The following is a 25,196-nucleotide window of genomic DNA, read 5'->3' on the forward strand; positions in this document are numbered from 1 at the left end:
GGTTTTCGGCGGGCTGGGGTTTGCCGGCTCTGATACGGGCGTGGGGCGTGCCTCTGCGGGAGCGGATTTTGCCGGGAGGGCTTGGGCCGGAGCGGAAGGCGGGGCTGGGAGCAGCTCTACCAGGAGCTCATCGTTACCGGAGACCTGGGCCGGATGCAGGCCCCAGACCGCTGCCGCCAACACCAGGCCGTGCAGTAGCAGACTTGCCAGCAGGGCCCGGCGCTGTTCTGGGCCCAGGACGGGCTTACGCGGGCCCCGCGGCTCCTCATTGGCTGACCGTGGCCAGAGCAAGTTGGGTGCCTCCTGCCTGCTTCACCGTATCCATCACCCGCACCACGCTGCCGTAGGGGGCGGCCCGATCGGCCCGAAGGAGCACCTTGCCCCCGCTCTGCTCGAGCTTGGGTTTCAGGGCCTCCTCGAGGTCGTTGAGCCCCACCAGACTCCCATCCACGCTGATCTGCCCGCTCTTGGAGAGCGTGACCGTGACCACCGGACTCACCGCCTGGCTGGCGCTCTGGGCTTGGGGCAGCTGAACCCCCAAGCGGCGCTCCAAGCCGATCAGATTGGAACTCAGCATGAAAAAGATCACCAACACCAGCACCACATCCACCATGGGGGCAAAATCAAAGCGCCCGGCCTCGGCTTCGCTCTCCAGGCGGAAGCGGCTCTTTCTCACAGGGCCTTCCTTCGGCTGGGCAGTGCGTCGGGATCATAGGCCGGGATGAACATCCCGCTGAGCTGCCCATTGCGCCGCAACTCGGCCTCCATAATCCAGGCCGGCAGGGCTTCGCGCACCCGGTCTACCTGCAACAGCACCGCCTCGGCTTTGGTCTTGAGCAGGTTGCGCCCGAAGTAGGCCAGGATAGCGACGATCAGCCCAGCCGCGGTGTTGATCAGGGCCTCGCTGATCCCCCCGGCGAGCTGACTGGGGCCGGGGGAACCGGTTTGCGAGAAGACCTGGAAGGCGTGGATCATTCCAAACACCGTGCCCAACAGCCCCAGCATGGGGGAGATCTGGGCGATGGCGGCCAGGGTGGGCAGGGCCTGGGTTAGGCGGGCTTCCTCGAGCACCGCCGCCTCGTTCATGGCCAGCACCGCGGAGTCCTTGCCGGTGAGGGCCCGCTCGAGCCCCGCCCGCACCACGTTGGCCACCGCCGAAGGTTGTTGGGCGGCACGTTGGGCCGCCAACCAGTCCTGCTGCACCAGCGAGCCGTGGACCCGGGCCAGCATCGAACTGGGATCCCCCCCGGACCGAGCGATGACCCCGTACCGCCAGATCAGCAGATAGATCACGTAAATCGAGAGCGCGATCAGTATCCAGAGTACCGGGCCTGCGGCCCGCAGCATCTCCAACAGCGACATACAAAGGCCAATTGTGGGCTATAGATGGATGACAAGAATGAGCTTTGCGACAGGGTTAAGAAGGGCTAAAGGGGCCAATCCCAGCCAAGGCCGATAGTAAGATGGCTCTGGCTATGACAAAAATGAACTTCGGCATTTTAGGTGCGGCCCGGATTGCGGCCTCGGCGCTGATTCCAGCCATCGCTAAGTCCTCCAATGCGCAAGTTGCAGCGGTGGCGGCTCGAGATCTGGGCCGGGCCCAGCGCTACGCGGCTGAGCACGGCATCCCCAAGGCCTACGGCAGCTACGAGGAGATGCTGGCCGACCCCGAGGTCGAAGCGGTGTACAACCCCCTGCCCAACTCCGAACATGCCCCTTGGAGCCTTCGGGCGCTCGAGGCGGGCAAGCATGTGCTGTGCGAAAAGCCCTTCACCCTCAATGCGGCGGAGGCCGAGGCTGTAGATAGAGCGGCCAAGCGGGCGGGCAAGCAGGTGATGGAGGCCTTCATGTACCGCTTTCACCCCCAGATCGCTCAGGCCCTGGAGCTCTTGCATGGGGGGAAGATTGGCGAGCTACGCCTGATCCGCTCGAGCTTTAGCTTCGCCCTGAGCCGCCCCGAGGATATCCGCTGGGTGGCAGGGCTTGGGGGTGGGGCCCTCTACGACATCGGTACCTACTGCGTGAACGTCTCCCGCACCTTTGCCGGGAGGGAGCCCCAAGCGGTGTGGGGGATCGCTGACCTGACCGGGCCTAACGATCCTGGGGGGGGCGGGGTGGATCACAGTTTTTTGGGATGGCTGGACTTTGGGGGAGTGCGGGCCTCGTTGGACTGCTCCTTCCGCCAAGCCTTCCGCCAACAGATGGAGCTGGTGGGCAGCGCCGGCACCCTGACCCTGCTCGAGCCCTATGTGCCTAATCGCAACTCCAAAGGCCAGGACCAGGGCCATGGCCGCACCGCCCCCAGCCTGGTGCTCAATGGGGAACCGGTGGCCTCGGTAGCCGCGGACCAGTACCAACTCATGGTGGAGCACTTTGTCCGGGCCGCCCGGGGCCAGGAACCCCTGCGCTACCCCGCAGAGGAGGCGGTGCGGCAGATGCGGGTGCTGGACGCCCTGTTTCAGTCCGCCCGCGAAGGCCGAACGGTGCGGTTATAGCTTCGGAATTCCTTCCAGCTCGAGCCAAACTCCACAACTTTTTTATTTTGCCGACGCCGTGCCCTGAGCATCAGGCGGCGGAGCAGTATGACGGTCAAAACCAGCCCTGCGCCGTATCCAACCATAGCTACCATGCGCACTCACTCCTTGCGGTTGTAAAGCCCAGACCGACCTAGGGGCTTCCAAAGATTGGGGTTGGGGGTTGAGGCCGGTGGGCCTCCTGGTAGAGTATACCTGCAAGGCGCTGTATAGGCCCTGTCGTGGCACTTCTAAACCCCATTCAGGCCGACCTTTGCGAAGGTTCTCTATGATTTACATTTGATTAAGATAAATTCATATTATTTGAAGCAATTCACTGATTCTAGAAAAAATCGATGAACGTTAGATGGGGGTCTGCTAGTGTGAAAACACCTACACCCCTATGCCCGATCTCTCAGACCCTATCCCCCCCTCAAACGAAGGCTCTGGACAGAACCTAAGGGTGCGGCTCCGCTTTGCGCCGGAGGCCCGCGAGCGCCTGCGCGAAGGGGGCTACCCCAACTTGCAGATACTGGAGCAGCTCGAGGGTGGTTACACTCTCGCTCAAATTACCGTTGGCACCAATACCGCAGGATTCCCCCTCGAGCTGCTCTCCTGGATACAAAGCTGGGGGCCCAGGGTGGAGGTGCTCGAGCCCCCAAGCCTGCGACAGGTCTGGCTAGACGAAGCACGGGCGGTGGTAGAGTGCTTCAGTGCTGCCCAAACCAGCCCCAGCCCGCGGGTGTACTGGGGCCACTCCCACCCCGACCGCAACCGTTGGCAGCCGCTGCGGGTGCATCTGGAGAACGTGGCCCGCCTGGCCGCCGAGCGGGCGGCCCCTTTTGCCGAGGAGCAAAGCGCCCGTCTAGCCGGGTATCTGCATGACCTCGGCAAGTACGGCGACCGCTTTCAGCTCCGGCTCGAGGGCAAGGCCAAGGGCCTCGACCACTGGTCGGCGGGGGCCCACGTCGCCCTTTTCGACTACCGCCTGCCCGCCGTGGCCCTGGCGGTGCAGGGCCATCATATCGGGCTGCAAAGCGGGGCCAAAGAGCAGCTCAAGGCCATGTGGTTGCGCACCGATGGGCAGGGGATGCCACCCGAACTAAAGCTCAGCGAGCCCAACAAGGACTTGCTCACCAAGCGCCTGCAAGACGACGGCCTGACCCTGCCCACACCGGCCCCAGCCAGCCCCATGACCGCCCCGAGCAGGGCTGCCGACATGCTCGATACCCGGATGCTCTTCTCGGCCCTGGTAGATGCCGACTTTCTGGACACCGAGGCCCACCTGCACGGGGCCATTCGCCCCCCGGCCCCCTCGCTCCAGGTCGGCCAGGCGCTAACCCGCCTGGAGGCGCACCTCGAGGCCCTTGGCCAGAACGAGCGCCTGCCCGAGCGCATCCGCGCCCTACGGCAAGCCCTCTCCGATGCCGCCGCCGAGGCCGCGCGCCGCCCCGAGCGGGTTTTTACGCTTACCGCCCCCACCGGCCTGGGCAAGACCCTGGCCATGCTGCGTTTCGCCCTGCGGCGGGCCAAGCGCGACCCCCGCATCCGGCGCATCGTGGTGGTGCTGCCCTACCTGTCCATCCTCGACCAGACCGCCAAAATCTACCGTGAGCTTTTTGCGGGCTTTGGGACGCACTACATTCTGGAAGACCACAGCCTGGCCTACCGCCCCTTGCACAGGGAGCTTTCCGACGAACAGGATCTGGCCGAACTCGAGCGCCGCCTGCTGGCGGAAAACTGGGATGCGCCCATCGTCCTCACCACCAATGTGCAGCTGCTGGAAAGCCTGCACGCCAACCGGCCGGGGGCCTGCCGCAAGCTGCACAACCTGGCCGGGAGCGTGCTGCTCTTCGACGAAGTCCAGACCCTGCCCACCCACCTGGCCGTGCCTACCCTCAAGACCCTGGCCCATCTGGCCAGCGAGAAGTACGGCGCGGTGGTGGTTTTTGCCACCGCCACCCAGCCCGCCTTCGATACCCTGCACCCCCGGGTGCAGGCCGGTGAGCCCCAGGGCTGGCAGCCGGTAGAGATGGCCCCCGCCCCTGAGGTGCTCTTTCAGCAAAGCCGCCGGGTGGAGGTGGAGTGGTGGCTCAAGAACCCCACCCAGACGCCCTGCCTGGTTACGCTGCTGGAAACTGAGCCCCAAGCCCTGGTGGTGATGAACCTCAAGCGCCAGGCCCACGCCCTTTTCCGGCAGGCCGCGGAAAAGGGTTTGGAGGGCCTCTACCACCTCTCCACCGCGCTCTGTCCGGCCCACCGCAAGGGGGTGCTGGAAGAAGTCCAGCAGCGTTTGCAGGACGGCCAGCCCTGCCGCCTGGTCTCCACGCAGGTGGTGGAGGCCGGGGTGGAGCTCGACTTTCCGGTAGGCTACCGCGCCCTGGCCCCCCTCGAGGCCATCGCCCAGACCGCCGGGCGCATCAACCGGCATGGGCTGCGCCGGGAAGGGCGGCTGGTGGTGTTTGTGCCCGAGGATGAGGGGTATCCGGACAAAGCCTACCAGCAGGCCGCCCGGCTGACCCGCGCCTTGCAGGCCGAGGGGGCGCTGACCCTCGAGCCGGCCACCTTCCGCCGCTACTACCAGAGCCTCTACGCCCTGCAAAACGTGAGCGACCCCGAAATCGAGAACCTGATCCAGACTCAGAACTACGCCGAACTGGCCCGCCGCTACCGCCTCATCGAGACGGCTGCCGTGAACGTGGTGGTGCCTTACAACGACGAAGCCCTGACCCTCATGCAGGAGGCCCGCAACCGGGGCATCGCCGCTGACTGGATCCACCGCGCCCGGCCCTACACGGTGCCTTTCTTTTTGCCCAAGGGCGGGCCCCCGTCGTTTCTGGAGACGGTCTTCCTGCGCTACGGGCGGGGCGAGGCGCCCGACTGGTACATCTGTCCAGACCCCGCCCTCTACGACGCCCGGCTGGGCTTTACGCCCGAAGAGGACAGCGGGGCGGGCCTGGTTATTTAACCCCGTACCGGGGCGCATCCTCTGGTATCCTGCGCCCCAAAAAAGGCGAAGAGGAGGAGCCATGCGAAGTTTTAGCTTGGAAGTCTGGGGAGAGCTGGCCTGCTTCACGCGGCCCGAGTTCAAGGTCGAACGCTTCAGCTACCCGGTCATCACGCCCAGCGCCGCCAGGGGCATCTTCGATGCCATTTACTTGGACTTTAGCCCGGAGGGACAGAAACCCCTGATGTACTGGCAGATAGAGCGCGTCGAGGTGCTGAAGCCGGTGCGCTACATCGCCCTGATGCGCAACGAGGTGAAGGAGAAAGCCAGCGAGCGCAGCATCCAGCGCTGGATGAAGGACCCCAGCAGCTTTGAGCCCATCTTTGCCGACGCCACCAAGGACGACACCGGCCAGGACACCAAAGGCCGCACCCAGCGCCAGACCATGGCCCTGCGGGACGTGCGCTACCGCCTGACCGCCCACGCCGTGCTCTACCGCGAAGACCACGCCCTGCGCCAGAAAATCGAACACAGCTTTGAACGCCGGGCCAGAGCCGGGCAGTGCATCTATCAGCCCTATCTGGGCTGCCGCGAGTTTACCGGCTACTTTCACCTGGTAGAGCCCGGCGAGGAGGCCCAGCCCGTGCCCTACAGCGAAAAGATTGGCTGGATGCTCTACGACGTCTTCGACCTCTCCAAGCCACGCGGCCCACTCCGCACCGATAAAGGCGAGAAGCCCAGCGTGAGCGTGTTCGAGGCTGAAGTGAGGGATGGCGTCCTCGAGGTGCCCCCTTACGGGAGCGAAAAAGTGCGCAAAGGAGGGGCCTGATGCTCGCACAGCTCGTGCAGTACGCCCGCCAGAAGGGCCTGGGCGCCGAACCCGGCTTTACCACCAAGGAGATTCGCTGGCTGATCGGGGTGAGCCCGACGGGGCAGTTCACCGAGCTGATCCCCCTGAACCAGAGCAAACCCGCCCCCGACCTCTCCCAGCCCGACATGATGACCCTGCCGGGCTACCTGAACGCCCAGGGGCATCCGGCAGCGCAGGCCGCCCACTTTCTGGCCGACACCTGTGCGGTGGTGTTTGGGCTGGCCGAGCGGGACCGCGAGGGCAACCCCAAGAAGCCCGAAGATCACGCCAAAAACCTGGAGAAGCAAAAAACCTTCCGCCTGCTGATTGAGCTTGCTTCTCATAAGGTGCCCCTGCTAAAGCCCATCGCCCAGGCCCTGGCCGACCCCGAGCAGATGGCACGGGCCCTGCAGAAGCTCGAGGCCCAGGCCCAGCAAAAAGGGGCCGATAAGCTCAAGCCCACCGACAAAATTTCGTTCTTTGTGCAGGGGCAGTGCGTGCTGGACGCTCCCGACTGGCACGACTGGTGGCGGCGCTTTCGCGCCCTGGCCTTCCCCGCCCCCAGCGGCGGCGGTATGCGCTCCTTTGCCAGTGGGGAACTGGCCCCACCGGCCCCCACCCACCCCAAGGTGACCAAACTGGGCGGGAGCGCCTTCGGGCACGCCCTGGTCACCTACGACAAGGAAGCCTTCGAGTCGTATGGCCTCGCGCAGGGCGAGAACGCCGCCGTGGAAGAACTGGCCGCCACCGCCTACCGGGCCGGGCTGGACACGCTGTTGGAGCAGGCCGAAACCCTGGGCGATATGAAGGTGGTGGTCTGGTACGACCAGGAAGTGCCCCAGGAGGACGACTTCTTCCGCGACCTCTTCGCCCCCAGCGCGCCCGAGGCCGAGGAAGCCCAGGCCCTCGAGCGCGCCCGTAAGGCCCTCAGGGCCCTCAAGACCGGCGAGGCCCCGCCCAGCCTGCGCCAGGCCCGCTTTTTCGCCACCGCCATGAGCCCGGCCTCGGGCCGGGTGATGGTGCGCGACTGGCAGACGGGTTCGCTCGAGGGCTTCATTCTGGCCGTAGAGGCCTGGTTCGACCACCTTTCCATCGTGCGTAAGGGCGGCGACAAGCCCGCCAACCTTCCGGGCCTGAACCGGCTCCTCTTGAACCTCCAGCGCCCCAAGGCCCCCGAGCAAAAGCTCGACGACTACATCAAGCCCATCAAAACCCTGCAACTCCCCCTCTGGCGGGCCGCCCTGAACCCCAGCCTACCCATCCCCTACGCGGCCCTTGCCCGCATCATGGAATCCCACACCGCCGAGGTCATGACCGGGGCCTTTACCGAGGCCCTGAACGCCCAGAAGTCCGACACCGCCGCCCTGGGGCGCATCTACGCTCGCATGGGGCTTTTGAAGGCCTACCACATTCGCAAAGGAGGGAAGATGAACATGGCTTTAGACCCCAACCACCCCAGCCCGGCCTACCACTGTGGCCGCCTGATGTGCCTGCTGGCCCAGATCCAGGAGGCTTCCAGCGAAGCCGATATCAACGCCGGCGTGGTGCAGCGCTACTACGGCGCGGCCAGCAGCACGCCGGCGCTGGTGCTGGGCCGCCTGACCCGGCTCTCGCAGCACCACCTGAGCAAAATGGCCAAGGACGCCCCCGGCCTGGCCTACTGGTTCAACAGCCAGCTTGCCCAGGTCTGGAGCACCCTGGGGCCCAGCCTCCCGCGCACCCTGAGCTTGGAGGAGCAGAGCCTTTTTGCCCTGGGCTACTACCAGCAACTTGCCGAAAGCCGCAAGGGCAAGCAGGAAAGCGAAACCCCATCCGCATAAAACCACGCGTGAGCTTGAAAGGAGAGGTATATGTCCCAACCCATCCAGAACCGCTACGAGTTTCTGCTCTTCTTCGACGTGCAGGACGGCAACCCCAACGGCGACCCCGACTCCGGCAACGCCCCGCGTGTAGACCCCGAGGACGGGCACGGCCTGGTGAGCGACGTGGCCCTCAAGCGCCGCATTCGCAACTATGCCCAGGCCGCCGGGGCGAACATTTTTGTGCAGCACGGCACCAACCTGAACCGCCCCATCTTCGAGGCCCACGAAAAAACCGGCGGCTTTACCGGAACCAAAACCAAAGACAAAGTGGAGGCCGCCCGCCGGTGGATGTGCGAGCAGTTCTTCGACGTGCGTACCTTTGGAGCAGTGATGAGCACCGGAGCCAACGCCGGACAGGTGCGGGGGCCGGTGCAGATCACCTTTGCCCGCAGCCTCGACCCCATCTTTCCCGCCGAGTTCAACATCACCCGTGGTGCGGTGGCCGAGGACGTGAAAAACGCCAAAACCCTGGCCGATTACGAAAAATGGGAGCAAGAGCAGCCCGAGGACAAGCTCCGCACCATGGGCCGCAAAAGCCAGGTCTCGTATGGCCTGTACCAGGCCAAGGGCTTCGTCAGCGCCCACCTGGCCCAGGGCACCGGCTTTAGCCAGGCCGACCTGAAGCTGTTGGTGGAAGCCCTGATGAACATGTTCGAACACGACCGCAGCGCCTCCAAGGGCCACATGGCCACCCGCCGCCTGTATCTGTTCCAGCACGTGGGCACCGACCCCCACAACGCCGAGCAAAACAAACGCCAGGCCATGCTGGGCTGCGCCCCCGCGCACCGCCTGCTCGACCTGGGCCAGGTGGTCTCGGTGCGTCTGCTGGACCAAAGCAAGCCCCCCCGCCGCTTTGCCGACTACGAGGTGAAGGCCGACTCCGCCCGGCTGCCCAAAGGCGTGCGGATGCTGGAGCTGGACGCCTGGGACGAGGCCCGCTTCGACCGCTGGATGGGAGGGGCCGATGCCTAGGAAAATCACCACTTCACCCCCCCAGCTAAAAGCGCCGGAGCTAACCACCTGGACGCTCAAACTGAGAACCATTACCCCCATGTTCGGCGGCAGCGCCACCCCGCGCGAGGTAGACCCCAACAACCCGGTACGCGCCGCCAGCGTGCGGGGGCACCTGCGCTTCTGGTGGCGGGCTACGGCGGGGGCGCAGTATGCCAGTGCGGAAGAGTTGTTCAGGGCGGAGGAGGAGATTTGGGGTAGTGCCGAGAATTACGGAAAAGTGGCCCTGCGGGTTCTGGAGCCCGTCTCAAGCAAAACGGTCAAACCCTCCGGGCTCGTAGAAGGTAAAGGTACCGCAAAAACCGGTCCGATGGAGCGCTTCTTTCTCCATCCATTCAACGAAAACAAAAAAAAGGGTTTGCCAGAAGCCGATGGATTATTGTCGGTGGAGTTTACCCTCGAGCTTACCCATGCCGTTTTCGAAACCGAGGCAGAGCACCTGCGCCGCGCCGTTCGGGCCTGGATCGCCTTCGGCGGCATTGGGGCCAGAACCCGGCGCGGGGTGGGGGCGCTCGAGGTAACCCAAGACCTCAAAGACTGGCTGCCCGCCACCCCCGACCAGCTCAAAACTTTGTTTACTACATCCAGAAGCACAAACCAAGAGCACACGTTGCTGGCGGGTGCGGTGATTTGTTTGGGTAAACCGCAAAAGCCAAACCATGCAGACCAGTACAAAGGGCACTCAGCCTGGCAGGAGCTGGGGCGCTTTTGGGCGCGCTTCCGGAAAGGGCACTACCTGGAAGACCCCGAGACAGGGGAAACCATGGCCTACACCCCAATGGCCGGGGGTAAATGGCGCGACCACAAGACCCTGTTAGCCTTGCGACCCAAGCAAGAGCGCATTGCTCTGGCCAAGCCCTTTTACGGCCTGCCCATTGAGTACCAGGACTTTGGCAGAAGCTTTAGCGGGACCCTCGAGGCGGTTCACTCCGGTGGCAGGCGTATGGCCTCGCCGGTTATTTTGAAGCCCATTGCTTTTACGGATGGCAGCATTCGGCCAGCCGTCATCATCCTTAATGCCCCCGCCCCCACACGAATCAGGGTCAATGGAGAAGAACTCGCTTTGCAGGTTCCTGACAACGACCCTGTGCTGGATGCGCTCGAGGCCGATGAGCCCCTCGAGGCTGTTCATAAGGCCGCCCAGCTTCAGGGCTTCACCCAGGAGGTGTGCCTATGACCTACCTTCTCGCCATCTCCATCGGCCCCGTGCAGGACTTTATCGCCGCCGCCCGCCGCACCGCCGACCTGTACGCAGGTTCGCAGATATTGCAGGAGCTGAGCAAGCACGCCGCGCAGTTTCTCCATTCAAAGGGAGCAGAGCTCATCTTCCCAGCCGACCCGAACGCCGACGGGGCCAACAAGATCCTGGCCAAGGTGAGCGCAGACCCCAAGCAGCTTGCCGAGGAGGCGAAAAAGGCGGTTCAGGAGAGGCTCGAGCAAATCTGGAACGATACCATCAGCAAGCTCTCGGGCACGCATCGAGACTCGATTGACCAAGTGAGGGTCAAAGAACAGCTTGGGAGTTTCCTCGAGTTCTACGCTGCCTGGGTGCCTTTGCAGAAATACCCCGAAAGCCGCCAGGCTGTGGAGCGACTGCTGGCAGGCCGCAAGGCTTTGCGGGACTTTGCGCCCACCCAGCAACACGACGATGGCGTGCCCAAGTCGACCCTGGACCCTTCGCGGGCAGCTGTTATTGACCCCCGGAAGTGGGGCGGCGCTACAGTGCGGCTGAGGAGCGGTTCCCATCGCCCACTCCGCATCAAACCCACAGAGTTTCTGGACGCGGTTTCGCTTCTAAAGCGCTGCTACGGGGCGTTGAAATCTGATGTGGTGGTGGACACCCGCACCATGGCCCGGCGGGCCATCAACCCCGAAGCCATGCCGGATGAGCGCTGGGGCGAGGATGACGACCATATCCAGGAGCCCCAGCCCTACTTTGCCATCCTGGTAGCCGACGGTGACCGCATGGGCGACCTGATCAGCCGCCAGGACGACCCCGAGGCCCACCGCAGCCTCTCGAAAACCCTGGATGACTTTGCCAGGGAAGCCTGCAACATTGTTCGCAAATACAAGGGCTTTATGGTCTATTCGGGCGGGGACGATGTGCTGGCCTTCCTGCCGGTGAATCAGGCGGTAGCCTGCGCCCAGGCGCTCTCGGAGGAGTTTCGCCGCCGGGTCAAGGGCACCCTTTCCGCAGGGGTTGCCATTGTTCACTACCGCGAGCCGCTATCCATTTCCCTGCAAAATGCCCGCGACGCAGAAAAAGCTGCCAAGAATGGCGGGCGCAATGCGCTGTCGGTAGCCCTGCACACTCGAGGGGGCGCACCCATCCAGGTGGTGCAACACTGGGACGCCCTGAGCTGGGATGAGTTGCTTAAGGCATACAAGGCACGCCAGATCACCCGTGGCTTTGCCCACGAACTGCGGGATCTGGTGCGGGAGTGGCAGGACGATATGCGGGCCGATTACCTGCACAAGGAAGCCCTGCGGGTTCTGGCCCGCAAAGAGTCCCGCGACCTGAAAATCCCCGCGCCTACCAGCGACACACCAACTTATCGAGGCGCTTTGCTTCGCTTCGTGGATCAACTCATCATCGCCCGCTTTCTGAGCGGCATTCGGGAGGAAGCGCATGCCGGAACGAGTGCTTGAAATCCACGCCCTGAGCCCCCTGCTGTTCCGCGATGGCCGGCCCTTCAGCGCCGCCGACGGCACCGAGACCGCCGCCCGGAGCCTGAACCTGCCCTTGCCCAGTACCGTGGCGGGTTTTGTGCGTACCCAGGTAGGGCTGGCCGAGGGCAAGGGGTTTAGCCAGGAGCAACTGCAAAATCTGCATGGCCTTCAGGTGTGCGGGCCGCTGCTGGCTCGAGGCAACCAGGTATTGCTCCCCGCCCCCCGCGATGCGATGGTTTACCGGGGTGCTGACGGCAGCCCTCACGTGATGAAGCTGCTGCCCTTCAGCCCCCCGGATGGAGCGGGCTGTGACCTGCCGAAGGGCCTTTTGCCCCTGCAGGTCACTCAGGACGTGAAGCCCGAATCGGGTTATAACTTCTGGACGGCCCGCGACATGGAGCGCTGGCTATTGGATGAAACCTTAGTGCCCGAAAACATCTCCGGTCTGCCCACCGAGACCCGTGTGCACGTGGGGATGGATCGGGAAAAGGGCAAGGCCCAGGAAGGCCAGCTTTTTAGCGTGGCCTACCGCCCGCTGGAGATGGGCAGCGGCCCCGACGACTACCAGACCGCCAGCCTGCGGGTGCGGCTCTCGCTGCCCAACGGACAGACCCCGGCCCCCACCGGCCACCTGGGGGGTGAGCGCCGTCCGGTAGCGGTGGAGGTAAAGCCGGGCCTTTCGGATTACTGGTTCGACTGCCCGGAGTCTATCAAAAAGCGCTTTGCCGAGCTGGGCAAGGGGGCAAGGGTGCGCCTGGTGCTGGCCACCCCGGCCCTGTTTGAGCATGGCTGGAAGCCCGGTTGGATTGAAAAGTCTGACACGGGCGAACTGCACCTGCCGCGCGGGCTGGCCAGGGTACGGCTCAAGCTGGTTTCGGCGGCGGTGGGGCGGCGTGAGCCGGTGAGTGGGTGGAATCTGCGGCAAAACCAGCCCAAGCGGGTGCGCTGGATGGCGCCCGCGGGCAGCGTGTACTTCTTCGAGGTGGAGGACGGTAACCCAGCCGACCTGCTGGAAAGCTGGCTACGGCCCATTAGCGACAACGAACAAGACCGCAAGGACGGCTTTGGACTGGCCCTATGGGGAGTGTGGTAAACATGAACGCAAAGATGATTTTCTGGCAGGCCCTTACGCCGGTACACCCCGGCACCGGGCAGGACAGCAGCAGCGTGATTGACCTTCCGGTAGCCCGCGAGGCTGCTACCGGCTTCCCGGTGATTCCGGCCAGCAGCCTGAAGGGGGTGCTGCGGGATGGGCGCGGCCTCGAGAAGAACGACGAGAGCGAGGACGCTACGGTTGCAAGGCGGGTTTTTGGATATGCCGGAAAGAAGAAGAAAAGCGACTCCGAAGAGGAGGAAGACATCAGCCAGGCTGCCGAGCTGACCCTGACCGACGCGCGGGTGCTGTTTCTGCCGGTGCGCTCATATGCGGGCACCTTTGCCTTCCTGACCTGCCCGCTGGTGCTCGAGCGGCTCCAGCGCGACCAGAAGGCACTGGAGTGTGATCAGAAGGCTTTGGATTGTTCAAAGTTCGAAGCTACTATTCCAAATCTGGGGCAGACGGAAGCCCTGCTGCCGCAGAACACCCAAATTGTGCATGGTGACAAGGTGATCCTCGAGGACATAGACCTCGAGGCCAAAGTTGGAACTGCCGATGCCCTGGTGCAGGAGCTTGGCCAACTGGTGTTCGGCGAGGAGTCGGGCTACTTTGTCGAGCGCTTTGCCCTGGTGTCGAACGACGTATTTGCCTACTTCAGCGAGATGGGCATGGAGATTATCGCACGGGTCAAACTGGATTCGGACTCAAAAACAGTGGTGCGCGGTGGCCTCTGGTACGAGGAAGCCATCCCCGCCGAGACGGTCTTCTCGAGCTTCGCTATTGGCAAGGATGGCTTTGAAGAACTCAACCGGCCCTACCTCCAGATAGGCGGCCAGGCCAGCGTGGGGCGGGGGCTGTTGCGGCGGCTGGGGGGTGGGGTGTGAAATTCGAGACCCGCGCTCAGGCAGATATGAAAAAAGCCCTCGAGCTGGTTAGCAGCCTCGAGGGTGAAAACGAAGAGGTCAAGAACATCTATGGTGGCCTGTGCCACAACTTTCCTATCCTGGTGCGGCAGAGCGGACTGTGTCAGGCGCTGGCTTTTAGCGCAGACAAGGCCAAAGCCAAAGAAAGGCCGAGTAAGGAAGAAAAAGCCCGGAGCAAGGCTCATCAGTTGCTTCTAAAGCATGTGGGCGAGATTTTGGGTGTGAAAAACCCCCTCGAGGCCGTTCAGCAGACAGATGCCATCGGCTACATGCACCAGACCCGCCGGGTGCTTTCGACCTGGGTCTACTTCAAGCGCTTTGCCGCCAGCGTGCTGGGCGTGCATACCGGAGGGCGCGATGAGGGCTAGTAGACTTAACCTTCCCCCGCCCCCCCACGCCGGGCTGGCCCTTCAGCGCTACTTGAAGCAGCATGACGATGAAAACGCTTCGGCACGAGAACTCCTGACCCACATTGCTAACTGTCAGGTTTCTTCTGTGTACCGCACAGCCTTCGAGCGCTGGAAGGCAACCCTGAAGGGCGCAATCTGGCTCGAGGCCACCACCCGCACCCCGCTGGCCATCGGGCTAGGCAATGCTAGCCCAATCGAAAACGGCCTGGCCCTGCACCACACCTACGGCACCCCCTACCTGCCGGGCAGCGCCCTGAAGGGACTGCTGCGCCGGGTGGCTGGTCGCTATGGGCTTACCGAGCGGGAAAAAGCGGTGCTGCTGGGCGAAGTCCCCGACCCCAAGCGAGAAATCCAGGGCAACGCGGCCTACCTGGTTTACTGGGACGGCTGGTTAGACCCCGCTAGCAGCGTACCCTTCCAGCCGGACGTGATTACCGTGCACCATCAGAACTACTACGGCAGCAAGGGTGAAGTCTGGCCCACCGACTTCGACGACCCCAATCCGGTGGCGTTTTTGTCGGTGAAGCCGGGGGTGAAGTTCTGTATTCCCATCTCCTGCCCCGCCGAGGGCGCTGAGGACTGGCCCTACAAGGCTGCCGAGATGCTGGGGTGGGGCCTGGAAAACCTTGGCCTGGGGAGTAAGACCAATGCGGGGTATGGGTATTTTAGTGACTTCAAGATTATAGTCCCTGAGAGACCAAAGTCGCTAAAGGAGCATGTAGCTGAAGCCGAAAAGCAAACTCGAGAAGTTCTGGATCAGGCCAAAGATGCCCCCTCACTTTCCAAAATTGACGACTATCTCCCCAAGCTTGAGGGTTTAGAACCTGCCGTGAGGAGGTCAAGTCTCGAGGCCATAAAGGCTCACCTGGAAGCCATGAAGCGCTGGGATATAACAAAGAGCCGCTGCCAGAAAATTCAAACCCTACTGGAGGAGTGATGCAGAAAATAGTCTCCATACTCGGTCTGGGTCGGTTTGATAAAGAGGAAAAAAAGTACTATTACGAAAAGGTTCGTTACTTTTGGGAAGAGCGTCCCGTAGTCGAAACCGCCTTGATTCAAGAGGTGTGGAATGCCTGGTTCCCGCAGGCACAAATGTTGATTCTGGCTACGAAAGAGGCCAAGAAAGAGCGAAAAGACGACCTGGAGCGCCACCCACACTGGATTGTAGAGGACATCCCAGACGGCAAGAATGAGGCCGAGTTCTGGCAAATCTACCAGAAGGTAGTCTCAAAACTCGATCAAGGCGACGAGCTGATACTGGACATCACCCATGGTTTCCGCTCCCTGCCTATCCTCACCCTGCTGGCGGCCAGCTTTTTTCGCTCTGCCAAAGGGGTGACCATCAAGCACGTACTGTATGGGGCTAACGAGGCCAAGACTGAGGATAAAACCCCAGTGTTCGATCTTTCGCCCTTTCTTACGATGCTGGACTGGGCAAGCGCTGCAGAGCGGTTCTTAGAAATTGGGGATACAAGCAAATTCCACCAACTTACGGTCAGAAACAACATACCGCATTCCCTGAAGCAGGGAGTCGAAGAGCTCAAGAACCTTTCATATGCAGTGGCCGCCAACCGAACATTTCTTGCAGGCGATCATGCATCGAAGGCATCCTGTATTGACCAAGAAGTTCAAGAATGGGACAAGGAGTTTGGGCCAATTAAGCTACTCCTGCCCAAAATCAAGGAAGTATTGTCGGATTTGTCAATTCGGCAAGACATGCGACTAGAAGAGCTGCTCCAGCAGCTTTTCGGGCAGATTAATTGGTATTCTAATCATGGTTACTACGAAAAGGCAATTGGATTAGCGAGGGAATGGTTCATTACATTCGTGCAGTATAAGTGTGTTGAATACGGCGAAATCAAGGAGCCAGACATCCTAGATATGAAAGATGAAGTCAGATCGCGCTGGGATGGGGCAATAGGACGAATCGGTCCAAACTTGATGCGAGACAGGGAGAAGCTTGAACAGCAAGTGCGAAGCGTCTTTGGAGAAAGGTTTGAGTTTACCGATGAATGGAAGGGTCTTTTCGGTGTCTGGCAAGAGCTCAAAGACGTTCGCAACGACCTTTTGCATTTTGGCTTCCGTTCCAAGCCCAAAGCGCCTAATGAGGTTAAATCGGCGGTAAGTAAGTGCCTGATTGACCTTAGGGAAGAAGTTAAGAAAATGGGCCTCGAGCTTCCGGAGGTTTCGTGAGCAACGTTATTCTCACCACCGTAGGTACCAGCCTGCTTTTCAATGCCCGCCGCGATAATCTTCTGCAGGACAGTGATATTCTGGCCTATATAAAGCAAGACCCCGTAAAGGCTAGCGCCGAGACCAACTCGCTCACGCGCGTTTTGCACAAGGGCGACGAAATCGTGTTGCTGCACAGCGATACCGAGGAAGGCGCACGGGCCGCCGAGCTTCTGGAACAGTACTGGCAACAACAGGGTGTGCCCTGCAGCCGGGTGCGCATTCCCGGCCTAGCCTACGAGGCCCAGGGGTTTGTGGACTACGGCCTTAAGAACTTTGTGCGTACCCTGGCCGGTGAGATCCGCAAGGCTGCCAAGGCCCAGAAAGACGTGATCATCAACGCCACGGGTGGTTTCAAGGCCGAGATTTCCTACGCCACCGTGCTGGGCCTGGTGTTTAAGGTGCCGGTCTGCTACATCCACGACCAGTTTAAAGAGATTGTTACCCTTCCCCCTACGCCTATTAGCTGGGACAACAGCCTGTTTGTCTGGTACAGAGACTTTTTCGACTGGCTGAGCGAGGGCGAAGGGGGCGTGCGCCCCAAGGCCGAGGTTGAGCCCAGGATGGCGCCCTTGCCCGAAGAAGCCCAGGTGTTGCTCGAGACCTTTGAGCTAGACGGCAAGCCGTACATGGGGCTATCGCCACTGGGCGATGCCTACCTCGAGGCCTTCCAGACCGAGTTTGAACAGGCCCAGAGCGTTCCGGTGTACTTTTCTCCCAAAGCACAGGCCACCTGGGACAGCCTCGAGCCCGCCGCACAGGAGCGCTACCAAAAGCTACTCCAGCGCCTGCGCCTGCCCAACCGTGCGGCCAACAGCGAACTCAAAAGTGGTGGGGGCGACGCTTTGGGCTACCCCAAGGGGCACGTGGACGAGCGGCTTTTCTACGCCGAGCGCGATGGGAGGCTCTATGTGTTCGCCCTCACCCGGCACGGCCCCGAGTACGAGCGCATGTGCCGGGAGGGCTTTAGCTGGCGCGATCACAAACCCGAAGACTTTACCCCCTGGGAGGGCTAAATGGACGACCTGGACGACCTGTTGCCCGAGGCCGCCCTGGCCCCGCCCGAAACCCAGGAACCACTGCCCATCAGCGCCCTGGCCCAGTACACCTACTGCCCCCGGCGGGCGGCTTTGATTCTGCTCGAGGGCGAGTGGCAGGACAACGAGTTCACCCTGCGCGGCGCCCGCGCCCACGAGCAGGCCGACCTGCCCGAGGGCCTGCTGCGCGAGGGGGTCTGGGTGGAGCGGGCTTTGCCGCTGTGGTCGGAGCGGCTGGGGCTATCGGGCCGGGCCGATGTGGTGGAGTTGGTGGAGGGGGCTCCGTATCCGGTGGAGTACAAGGTGGGCCAGCGCTGGCCCAAGGAGCTGGCCCGACAGGCCGCCGAGATTCAGCTCTGCGCCCAGGCTTTGTGCCTGGAGGAGATGTTCGGCCAGAGCGTGCCGGAAGGTGCTTTGTTCAGCAAAGCCAGCCGACGCCGACGGGTAGTGCACTTCACCCCCGAGCTCAGGGCCGCCACCCTGGCCGCCCTGAGCGGTCTTAGAAAGCTCCTGCAGGAAGAGCGCCTGCCCCCACCCGCCGCCGATGAGCGCTGCCGCCACTGCTCGCTGATGGCGGTTTGTATGCCGTACGTGCCCCAGGCCCTGGCCGAGTGGCAAGCCCAGCAACCATGACCGGCGAACTCCTGAACACGCTCTATGTGCAGACCCAAGGGGTGTACCTGCGCCTCGAGGGCGACACCTTACGCATCCAGCACGAGGACGTTACCCTGCGCAACGTGCCCCTGCACCACCTGGGTGGCGTAGCGGTGTTTGGCAACGTGCTCATCTCGCCTTTTTTGCTGCACCGCTGCGCCGAAGAGGGCCTCGAGGTGGCCTGGTTTAGCGAGTCGGGGCGCTTCCAGGGCCGCCTGTCGGGGCCGGTTTCGGGGAATGTGCTTTTGCGGCGGGCCCAGCACAAAGCCCTCGACAACCCCTCCAGCACCCTGTACCTGGCCGGGCGCTTTGTGGAGGCCAAGCTCAAAAACAGCCGTCTGGTGCTTCAGCGGGCGGTGCGCGAGCGGGGCGAGACCGAGGCCCTGGCCCTGGCCATCGCCGAGCACGAGGCCGCATTGCGGATGCTGCCCCAGGCCCGCTCGGTGGACGAGGTGCGGGGCCTCGAGGGCCAGGCGGCCAGCGCCTACTTTGCCGCCTTTGGCGACCTGTTGCTCTCGGGCGAGTTTCGCTTCGACGGGCGCAACAAGCGGCCCCCGCGCGACCCGGTCAACGCCCTTCTGGGCTACATCTACGCCCTGCTGGTAACGCAGTGCACGGCTGCTTTGGAGGGGGTGGGCCTCGACCCGCAGATGGGCTTTTTGCACGCCCTGCGCCCAGGCCGCAACGCCCTGGCCCTGGACTTGATGGAAGAGTTCCGGGCCTGGTGGGCCGACCGGCTGGCCCTTTCGCTTTTGAACCGCAAGCAACTCACCCCCAAGCACTTCAAGGAGCGCCCTGGTGGCGCGGTGCTGCTGGATGAGGAGGGCCGCAAAGCGGTAATTGTGGCCTTTCAGAGCCGTCGCCAGGAGACGGTACAGCACCCCTTGTTCAAGGAACCTGTGCCGGTGGGCCTGCTGCCGCATGTGCAGGCCCGCCTGCTGGCCCGCTATTTGCGGGGCGACCTGCCCGAATATGCGCCTTTTGTGGGGAGGTAAGGCATGGATCGGCTGGATATTCTGGTCACCTACGACGTCAACGTTACCTCCGAAGACGGCCAGACCCGGCTTGTGCGGGTGGCCAAAGTGTGCAAAAACTACGGCCAGCGGGTGCAGATGTCGGTGTTTGAATGTCGGGTGACGCGGGCGCAGCTCGAGGAAATGGAGGCCAAACTTCTGAAAATCATCGAGCCGGACAAAGACAGCCTGCGAATCTACACCCTGTTGGGTGGCCGAGACCGCTGCCTGCGAGTCCACGGCCAGGACAGGTACACCGATTTTGACGACCCCTTGGTGGTTTGAACCACCGGGCACTTGCTCTATTTGCCGAGGGCCTGTAGCCCCTGGCTGCGCGAACCCCAAGCAAGTGCCAAAACCCAGGGGGGTTCGCGCAAGCCGAGAAATCGGCTAGGGGACATTGAAAACCCGTTTCCCCCCCCACCCTCCGCCACCCTGCGTCGGAACCCCTTTTGGGGAGGTTCGCGCAAAACCCCCCTTGAGCCCTGTCCAGCACGCACGCTAAAATGGGGCTGTTGCACTCGGGCGAAAGCTCGAGTGAGGATTGAAACGACGTGGTTGGAAAAACGCCGCTCCTTCCCGGAAAGGTTGCACTCGGGCGAAAGCTCGAGTGAGGATTGAAACCCGGCGGTGGACCAGGATGTACTCCTCCCGCTCAGGTTGCACTCGGGCGAAAGCTCGAGTGAGGATTGAAACGGGATGACCGTTTCTGGGGTTCTTACTTCTGGAATTCTGTTGCACTCGGGCGAAAGCTCGAGTGAGGATTGAAACTGGAGCCCTGGGAGGGAGTGGCAAAAACCTACGTTGCACTCGGGCGAAAGCTCGAGTGAGGATTGAAACGCGCTGGCCGCAGCGCTCGCACTCCCAGACCCGTCGTTGCACTCGGGCGAAAGCTCGAGTGAGGATTGAAACGCAGTGATCAAGCACTGGGCGGGGGACGAGGTGGCCAGTTGCACTCGGGCGAAAGCTCGAGTGAGGATTGAAACGATCACTATGCGCCGACCCGGCCCAAACCAGCCCTCGTTGCACTCGGGCGAAAGCTCGAGTGAGGATTGAAACTGGGGTTGTTTCTGACCCCTAGGGTGATTGCTTCCCGTTGCACTCGGGCGAAAGCTCGAGTGAGGATTGAAACCGGTCCATTTACAGGTTTCATTATTTGTTCAACCGGTTGCACTCGGGCGAAAGCTCGAGTGAGGATTGAAACTTTCCGCTTGCGCTCCAAGCGGAAGCGGCTTGAGCGGTTGCACTCGGGCGAAAGCTCGAGTGAGGATTGAAACAACCCGTCAGCGGCATAAATCCCCACATCTATTACGCGTTGCACTCGGGCGAAAGCTCGAGTGAGGATTGAAACCACCAAGAATGGAAACCAGTAGGTGCGGCTTGCAGTCGTTGCACTCGGGCGAAAGCTCGAGTGAGGATTGAAACTCAATCAGTTGGTGTAAGTCCATCGTGCTGGTGATGTTGCACTCGGGCGAAAGCTCGAGTGAGGATTGAAACTGCTTATGCTACTTTGGTATTGAATCCGGCTTTTTGTTGCACTCGGGCGAAAGCTCGAGTGAGGATTGAAACTACGTCGTTCAGAACGGCATAAATCGGTGTGACAGTTGCACTCGGGCGAAAGCTCGAGTGAGGATTGAAACCACAGGGATAGCCGCTGAAGCCCCAGGAGCCCCTGTTGCACTCGGGCGAAAGCTCGAGTGAGGATTGAAACCACCACCTCCCCCGCCGGCGCGCCCAGGCTGCGGTCGGTTGCACTCGGGCGAAAGCTCGAGTGAGGATTGAAACCCGATGGCCTCCTTTCACCTGGCCTCCTTAGCGTTGCACTCGGGCGAAAGCTCGAGTGAGGATTGAAACGGATAACTTTGAGCGCCAGGTGCTCGAGCCTTTTGCGTTGCACTCGGGCGAAAGCTCGAGTGAGGATTGAAACTCGATCATGCACAGCACCGCATTCGCATGTCCAAACGTTGCACTCGGGCGAAAGCTCGAGTGAGGATTGAAACATCAGCGCGTTTTCGAGGCTGGGGCAGGCCCTCGAGTTGCACTCGGGCGAAAGCTCGAGTGAGGATTGAAACCCGTTGGGCTAATTCATTGGTCGTCTCCCCTCGTTGCACTCGGGCGAAAGCTCGAGTGAGGATTGAAACGGGATTTTCCCATGTTGCCTGTGGGGTAAGGCTAGGTTGCACTCGGGCGAAAGCTCGAGTGAGGATTGAAACAAAAGTGTGATTTAGAGGGATCGAAAGTAGTTTCAGTTGCACTCGGGCGAAAGCTCGAGTGAGGATTGAAACTGCGGTACGCTCTCGGCGGCGACACGAGTTCCCCGTTGCACTCGGGCGAAAGCTCGAGTGAGGATTGAAACATCCGGGGGAAGGAGGAAATATGACGTACTACATCAGTTGCACTCGGGCGAAAGCTCGAGTGAGGATTGAAACTACGAAAGCTTTCTTGTGCGTGGTATTCTCGATGTGTTGCACTCGGGCGAAAGCTCGAGTGAGGATTGAAACCACATGTAGAACTTTTTGGGTCGCTCCCCGTGGGTTGCACTCGGGCGAAAGCTCGAGTGAGGATTGAAACCTCCCAGCTCCCCCCGGCTCTTTGTGTACTCTCGGTTGCACTCGGGCGAAAGCTCGAGTGAGGATTGAAACTTTAGCCCGGGCCCCAGGTTGCGCTCGGGCGAAAGGTTGCACTCGGGCGAAAGCTCGAGTGAGGATTGAAACGGTAAACCCCGAGGCCGCGTAGATATGGCTGACGTGAGTTGCACTCGGGCGAAAGCTCGAGTGAGGATTGAAACGCTCGAGCTTGGTTCCCGAGGCAAATGCCTGAGGTTGCACTCGGGCGAAAGCTCGAGTGAGGATTGAAACATTGCCATTTTGAATGGGATCAAGAGCAACTGGCAAGGTTGCACTCGGGCGAAAGCTCGAGTGAGGATTGAAACACCAGGATTATTTCTATGTTGGTGTTATCGTCCAGGTTGCACTCGGGCGAAAGCTCGAGTGAGGATTGAAACTTCCAGGACGACCATCAACGCCCCGGACTCGAGTTGCACTCGGGCGAAAGCTCGAGTGAGGATTGAAACTTGCAGGGCGAACTTGTTCCACAGGTTGTCCCGCCGGGTTGCACTCGGGCGAAAGCTCGAGTGAGGATTGAAACGAGCGGTCCCCATTGCCGTCCAAAGAGCGGCCACCGGTTGCACTCGGGCGAAAGCTCGAGTGAGGATTGAAACTCTACAGCGTGCCTACCAATTATCTTTTCCCCAGGTTGCACTCGGGCGAAAGCTCGAGTGAGGATTGAAACCAGGCCGCGGCGGGCAATGACCTCGAGGGCATACCGTTGCACTCGGGCGAAAGCTCGAGTGAGGATTGAAACCTGCGGTAGGGCTTTGCCGGGTTGGGCCATTGATCGTTGCACTCGGGCGAAAGCTCGAGTGAGGATTGAAACTGACTTAATTAATTTGGAGCCGAAGGTCGGATTTGAACCGACGACCGCTCGATTACGAATCGAGTGCTCTACCGCTGAGCTACTTCGGCATACTGCCGCAGATGGTTATTCTAGCGGCTCTTTCTGACTACAGCAAGCGTGGTAGGATGCCCGTAATGCGTAAGGATGGTCGGGCGCCCAATGATTTACGCCCTCTCGCAATACGAACCGGTTATGTGAACTATGCCGAGGGCTCGGCCTTGGTGGAGCTGGGCAACACCCGGGTGTTGGTCAATGTTTCTCTTATGGATGGCGTACCGCGCCATGTTTCAGGCCGGGAAGGGTGGCTGATGGCCGAGTATAACCTGCTGCCGCGCTCAACCAAGGAGCGCAAGGAGCGCGAGCGGCAAAAGCTGTCCGGACGTACCGCCGAGATCCAGCGTTTTCTGGGGCGGGCCTTCCGGGCGGCCTTAGACCTTAGCCTGCTGCCTAACAAAACCATCGTGATTGATGCCGATGTCATCCAAGCCGATGGGGGGACTCGAGTCGCCTCGCTGCTGGGGGGATATGCCGCTTTACACCTGGCGATGGATCGGCTGGTCAACCTGGGCAAGATCGACGAGTGGCCGCTGAGTGAATTTGCCGCGGTGAGCGTGGGCTGGACCGGCAAGGATGAGCTGCTTTTAGACCTCTCGCAAGCTGAGGACGAAGCGGCCTGGGCAGATCTGACCGTGGTTGCGACCAGCGAGGGAAACATCATCGAGGTTCACGGGGCAGGGGAGGGGCACTCTATCCCCAAGGGGGTCTACCTGCGCATGCTCGAGCTGGGCCTGGAAACCGTCCCCAAGCTGGTACGCCTGACCCACAGCCAGCTTCGGGCTGGGGTGTCCTAGCGCAGCGGCTCGAGCACCTGCCGCTGTTGTACGGGGAAGTCTTTCATCCGCATCGGCAGGTATTCCACCCGCGCCCAGAGCGGCAGCAGGTTGGCATACTGGCTGGAAAGCAGGTTGCCCGACTGGCCCATCGGGTGGATGAAGAGGGAGTTCTCGAGGTTGGAGAAGTCCAGGATTTCACGGTACGAGGAGCCCACGTTCATGCGGAAGGTGGCGGGGTCGTAGGCGGCCCGATTCACCGTATAGCGATCCCCGCCGTAGGGCACATACCGGTCTGAGAGTCGGGCCAGGGGGGTATGGGTGAGCACCTGGTGCAAGAAGGTGGCTGGGTGCAGGTCGCCCCAACGGGGGATATTGGGCCCCAGGCGGTCGAGGGCTTTTTCTAGGGCCAGTGCAGCGTACTCGAGGCAGGTCTGGGTGGTGTCGGTAACCGCGCAGTTGGGATCCCCGTTCTTCATGGCGGCCAGCAGGTAGCGCGGCTCCTCCCAAAATTCCTGGCCAACTTCCTTGGCCGGAAGCCTCGAGAGCTCGGTGTACCAGGCCTCGAAAACCGAAGGCTCCTGGCTATCGGCTCGAGCCACCCCATCCCAGGCCAGCAGCCGCGCCTTCCAGGTCTGGGCCTGGGATGAAACCGGGTTTAGGGCCTGTAAAACCGGCTTGAAATCGCGGAACAGCAGGGTGGTGAAATCGGCCTGCATGCTCTCCATATCGGCCAGGGAGAGCCGGTCCTTGGCCAGGATCATCTGCCGGATGCGCTCAGCCCGGTAGGGCTCCTCCCACTCGAGGCTGATCAGATAGGGGTAGTTGGGAGGGGGGACTTTGTTGTTGGCGGTGACGATGAAGCCCTCCTTGGGGTTGTAGACCTGCGGCCAATCCTTCTGGGGCAGGTATCCCTGCCAGTCCCAGTCTCCATTGCCGGGCATGGGGTTCATGCCATCGTCCCCCGGCTTGCGGATGGGAAAGCGGCCGGGGGCCATGTAGCCAATGTTGCCATCTACATCGGCATATACGAAATTCTGGCTGGGGGCGTTGTAGCTGGCCAGGGCGGTTTTGAACTGATCCCAGTTCTGGGCTCGAGCAATCCCCAAAAACGCCTGCATGGTGCCGTCGGTGGGATCAAGGGCGGTCCAGCGCAGCGAGAGCGGGGCGGCGCCGGGGTTCTTCACCACATCGTTGATCACCGGCCCATAGCGGCTCTCCCGCACCTTGAGGGTTACGTCGGGCTCCCCTTTAACCTTGATCACCTCGGTGCGAACCCTCCAGGGCTCGATGCGCCCCTGGTAGCGGTAACCGTTGCCCACGTCGTCCATCACATACAAATCCTGCACATCGGCCCCGACCGTGGTCACGCCCCACCCGATGCGCTCGTTCCGCCCGATGACCACCGCCGGAAGCCCCGGAAACGAAGCACCGATGGCTTTGTAGCCGGGTGCTTGCATGTCCACCAGGTACCAGATCGAAGGCGCGCTGAGCCCCAGGTGGGGGTCATTGGCCAGCAAGGGCTTACCGGTAATGGTTTTGGAGCCGGAGATCACCCAGTTGTTGGACGCCCGGGGTTTCATCTCGCCCGGCAGGCGGAACAGGGGAGGCAGGCGGCTGGCCAGCTCGAGCAGGGCTCGAGCCGATCTCCCGTCTGGGCTGGAGGAGGTGGAGGCAGGCGGGGTCTGGGGG

The 25,196-nt window shown here is 61.9% G+C and carries 20 protein-coding genes, 1 tRNA gene, 1 pseudogene and 1 CRISPR repeat array; of the genes and pseudogenes, 17 read left to right on the forward strand and 5 right to left on the reverse strand.

The genetic code is table 11. The features are described from left to right. The 3 genes and pseudogenes from Mgrana_RS16970 to Mgrana_RS13940 form a co-directional block, all read right to left on the reverse strand. Positions 1-291, reverse strand: a pseudogene (locus Mgrana_RS16970) (hypothetical protein); the annotation flags it as partial. After that, positions 266-676: an ExbD/TolR family protein gene (locus Mgrana_RS13935; RefSeq protein ID WP_206075096.1), complete on the reverse strand. Its 411-nt coding sequence runs from the start codon at positions 674-676 to the stop codon at positions 266-268. The gene Mgrana_RS13935 and the pseudogene Mgrana_RS16970, both read right to left, overlap by 26 nt. After that, on the reverse strand, positions 673-1,362 hold the full coding sequence (locus Mgrana_RS13940) for a MotA/TolQ/ExbB proton channel family protein (protein WP_119358213.1): 690 nt from the start codon (positions 1,360-1,362) through the stop codon (positions 673-675). The genes Mgrana_RS13935 and Mgrana_RS13940 overlap by 4 nt, the downstream gene beginning before the upstream one ends. Before the next feature lie 113 nt (positions 1,363-1,475). On the opposite strand from Mgrana_RS13940, the gene Mgrana_RS13945 reads away from it, so the two are divergent. The 16 genes from Mgrana_RS13945 (at position 1,476) to cas2 (ending at position 19,503) form a co-directional block, all read left to right on the forward strand. Continuing rightward, the gene (locus tag Mgrana_RS13945; RefSeq protein WP_119358230.1) at positions 1,476-2,495 is read left to right on the forward strand and encodes a Gfo/Idh/MocA family protein; all 1,020 of its coding nucleotides are present in this window, start codon (positions 1,476-1,478) and stop codon (positions 2,493-2,495) included. A gap of 481 nt (positions 2,496-2,976) precedes the next feature. Continuing rightward, positions 2,977-5,481 carry a CRISPR-associated endonuclease Cas3'' gene (locus tag Mgrana_RS13950; protein WP_240631384.1) on the forward strand — a complete coding sequence of 835 codons (2,505 nt, stop codon included), beginning with the start codon at positions 2,977-2,979 and terminating at the stop codon, positions 5,479-5,481. A 61-nt stretch (positions 5,482-5,542) separates the two neighbouring features. Beyond that, positions 5,543-6,289, forward strand: a complete 747-nt coding sequence (cas5c, locus tag Mgrana_RS13955) for a type I-C CRISPR-associated protein Cas5c (RefSeq protein WP_119358215.1) — start codon at positions 5,543-5,545, stop codon at positions 6,287-6,289. Then, the gene (gene cas8c, locus Mgrana_RS13960) at positions 6,289-8,130 is read left to right on the forward strand and encodes a type I-C CRISPR-associated protein Cas8c/Csd1 (RefSeq protein ID WP_119358216.1); all 1,842 of its coding nucleotides are present in this window, start codon (positions 6,289-6,291) and stop codon (positions 8,128-8,130) included. The genes cas5c and cas8c overlap by 1 nt, the downstream gene beginning before the upstream one ends. Before the next feature lie 30 nt (positions 8,131-8,160). Continuing rightward, a complete protein-coding gene (gene cas7c, locus Mgrana_RS13965; RefSeq protein WP_119358217.1) occupies positions 8,161-9,144 on the forward strand; it encodes a type I-C CRISPR-associated protein Cas7/Csd2 in 984 nt (327 codons plus the stop codon). Further along, the gene (gene cmr1 / locus Mgrana_RS13970) at positions 9,137-10,360 is read left to right on the forward strand and encodes a type III-B CRISPR module RAMP protein Cmr1 (protein WP_119358218.1); all 1,224 of its coding nucleotides are present in this window, start codon (positions 9,137-9,139) and stop codon (positions 10,358-10,360) included. Before cas7c ends, cmr1 begins: the two co-directional genes overlap by 8 nt. Continuing rightward, on the forward strand, positions 10,357-11,832 hold the full coding sequence (gene cas10 / locus Mgrana_RS13975) for a type III-B CRISPR-associated protein Cas10/Cmr2 (protein WP_119358219.1): 1,476 nt from the start codon (positions 10,357-10,359) through the stop codon (positions 11,830-11,832). Before cmr1 ends, cas10 begins: the two co-directional genes overlap by 4 nt. Further along, entirely contained in the window at positions 11,813-12,946 is a 1,134-nt protein-coding gene (gene cmr3 / locus Mgrana_RS13980) for a type III-B CRISPR module-associated protein Cmr3 (protein ID WP_119358220.1), read from the forward strand. Before cas10 ends, cmr3 begins: the two co-directional genes overlap by 20 nt. A gap of 2 nt (positions 12,947-12,948) precedes the next feature. Further along, positions 12,949-13,833 (forward strand): type III-B CRISPR module RAMP protein Cmr4, encoded by an 885-nt coding sequence (gene cmr4 / locus Mgrana_RS13985; RefSeq protein WP_119358221.1) that lies wholly within the window; start codon positions 12,949-12,951, stop codon positions 13,831-13,833. Then, positions 13,830-14,240 carry a type III-B CRISPR module-associated protein Cmr5 gene (gene cmr5, locus Mgrana_RS13990; RefSeq protein WP_240631385.1) on the forward strand — a complete coding sequence of 137 codons (411 nt, stop codon included), beginning with the start codon at positions 13,830-13,832 and terminating at the stop codon, positions 14,238-14,240. Before cmr4 ends, cmr5 begins: the two co-directional genes overlap by 4 nt. Continuing rightward, positions 14,230-15,219, forward strand: a complete 990-nt coding sequence (gene cmr6, locus Mgrana_RS13995; protein ID WP_119358222.1) for a type III-B CRISPR module RAMP protein Cmr6 — start codon at positions 14,230-14,232, stop codon at positions 15,217-15,219. Before cmr5 ends, cmr6 begins: the two co-directional genes overlap by 11 nt. Continuing rightward, positions 15,219-16,475 carry a TIGR02221 family CRISPR-associated protein gene (gene csx2, locus Mgrana_RS14000; protein ID WP_119358223.1) on the forward strand — a complete coding sequence of 419 codons (1,257 nt, stop codon included), beginning with the start codon at positions 15,219-15,221 and terminating at the stop codon, positions 16,473-16,475. Before cmr6 ends, csx2 begins: the two co-directional genes overlap by 1 nt. Further along, positions 16,472-17,530 carry a putative CRISPR-associated protein gene (locus Mgrana_RS14005; protein ID WP_119358224.1) on the forward strand — a complete coding sequence of 353 codons (1,059 nt, stop codon included), beginning with the start codon at positions 16,472-16,474 and terminating at the stop codon, positions 17,528-17,530. Before csx2 ends, Mgrana_RS14005 begins: the two co-directional genes overlap by 4 nt. Continuing rightward, positions 17,531-18,184, forward strand: a complete 654-nt coding sequence (gene cas4 / locus Mgrana_RS14010; RefSeq protein WP_119358225.1) for a CRISPR-associated protein Cas4 — start codon at positions 17,531-17,533, stop codon at positions 18,182-18,184. It abuts the gene before it with no gap. Further along, complete coding sequence (gene cas1c / locus Mgrana_RS14015) at positions 18,181-19,200, forward strand: type I-C CRISPR-associated endonuclease Cas1c (RefSeq protein ID WP_119358226.1); 1,020 nt, start codon at positions 18,181-18,183, stop codon at positions 19,198-19,200. Before cas4 ends, cas1c begins: the two co-directional genes overlap by 4 nt. A 3-nt stretch (positions 19,201-19,203) precedes the next feature. Continuing rightward, positions 19,204-19,503: a CRISPR-associated endonuclease Cas2 gene (cas2, locus tag Mgrana_RS14020; RefSeq protein ID WP_119358227.1), complete on the forward strand. Its 300-nt coding sequence runs from the start codon at positions 19,204-19,206 to the stop codon at positions 19,501-19,503. 229 nt (positions 19,504-19,732) lie between these two features. Next, a CRISPR array of direct repeats spans positions 19,733-22,653; the repeat unit is 37 nt; unit sequence GTTGCACTCGGGCGAAAGCTCGAGTGAGGATTGAAAC. Positions 22,654-22,667: 14 nt separating this feature from the next. Here the strand turns inward: cas2 and Mgrana_RS14025 are convergent. Further along, positions 22,668-22,742 (reverse strand) — tRNA-Thr (locus Mgrana_RS14025). A 66-nt stretch (positions 22,743-22,808) separates the two neighbouring features. Here Mgrana_RS14025 and rph point away from each other — a divergent pair. Then, entirely contained in the window at positions 22,809-23,525 is a 717-nt protein-coding gene (rph, locus tag Mgrana_RS14030) for a ribonuclease PH (RefSeq protein WP_170146493.1), read from the forward strand. On the opposite strand, the gene Mgrana_RS14035 is transcribed toward rph, so the two are convergent. Beyond that, the coding region (locus Mgrana_RS14035; protein ID WP_147371307.1) for a penicillin acylase family protein at positions 23,522-25,196 on the reverse strand (1,675 nt) is incomplete at its 5' end. The genes rph and Mgrana_RS14035 overlap by 4 nt on opposite strands.

Source organism: Meiothermus granaticius NBRC 107808 (assembly GCF_003574355.1).
Classification (GTDB): domain Bacteria; phylum Deinococcota; class Deinococci; order Deinococcales; family Thermaceae; genus Meiothermus; species Meiothermus granaticius.

Coding starts and splice junctions, on each gene's coding strand:
- cmr3 (WP_119358220.1), top strand. CDS start 11,813: ATGCCGGAACGAGTGCTTGAAATCCACGCCCTGAGCCCCCTGCTGTTC.
- rph (WP_170146493.1), top strand. CDS start 22,809: ATGCGTAAGGATGGTCGGGCGCCCAATGATTTACGCCCTCTCGCAATA.
- cas5c (WP_119358215.1), top strand. CDS start 5,543: ATGCGAAGTTTTAGCTTGGAAGTCTGGGGAGAGCTGGCCTGCTTCACG.
- Mgrana_RS13945 (WP_119358230.1), top strand. CDS start 1,476: ATGACAAAAATGAACTTCGGCATTTTAGGTGCGGCCCGGATTGCGGCC.
- cmr6 (WP_119358222.1), top strand. CDS start 14,230: ATGAGGGCTAGTAGACTTAACCTTCCCCCGCCCCCCCACGCCGGGCTG.
- cmr1 (WP_119358218.1), top strand. CDS start 9,137: ATGCCTAGGAAAATCACCACTTCACCCCCCCAGCTAAAAGCGCCGGAG.
- csx2 (WP_119358223.1), top strand. CDS start 15,219: ATGCAGAAAATAGTCTCCATACTCGGTCTGGGTCGGTTTGATAAAGAG.
- cmr4 (WP_119358221.1), top strand. CDS start 12,949: ATGAACGCAAAGATGATTTTCTGGCAGGCCCTTACGCCGGTACACCCC.
- cas10 (WP_119358219.1), top strand. CDS start 10,357: ATGACCTACCTTCTCGCCATCTCCATCGGCCCCGTGCAGGACTTTATC.
- cas2 (WP_119358227.1), top strand. CDS start 19,204: ATGGATCGGCTGGATATTCTGGTCACCTACGACGTCAACGTTACCTCC.
- cas7c (WP_119358217.1), top strand. CDS start 8,161: ATGTCCCAACCCATCCAGAACCGCTACGAGTTTCTGCTCTTCTTCGAC.
- cas8c (WP_119358216.1), top strand. CDS start 6,289: ATGCTCGCACAGCTCGTGCAGTACGCCCGCCAGAAGGGCCTGGGCGCC.
- cas4 (WP_119358225.1), top strand. CDS start 17,531: ATGGACGACCTGGACGACCTGTTGCCCGAGGCCGCCCTGGCCCCGCCC.
- cas1c (WP_119358226.1), top strand. CDS start 18,181: ATGACCGGCGAACTCCTGAACACGCTCTATGTGCAGACCCAAGGGGTG.
- Mgrana_RS13940 (WP_119358213.1), bottom strand. CDS start 1,362: ATGTCGCTGTTGGAGATGCTGCGGGCCGCAGGCCCGGTACTCTGGATA.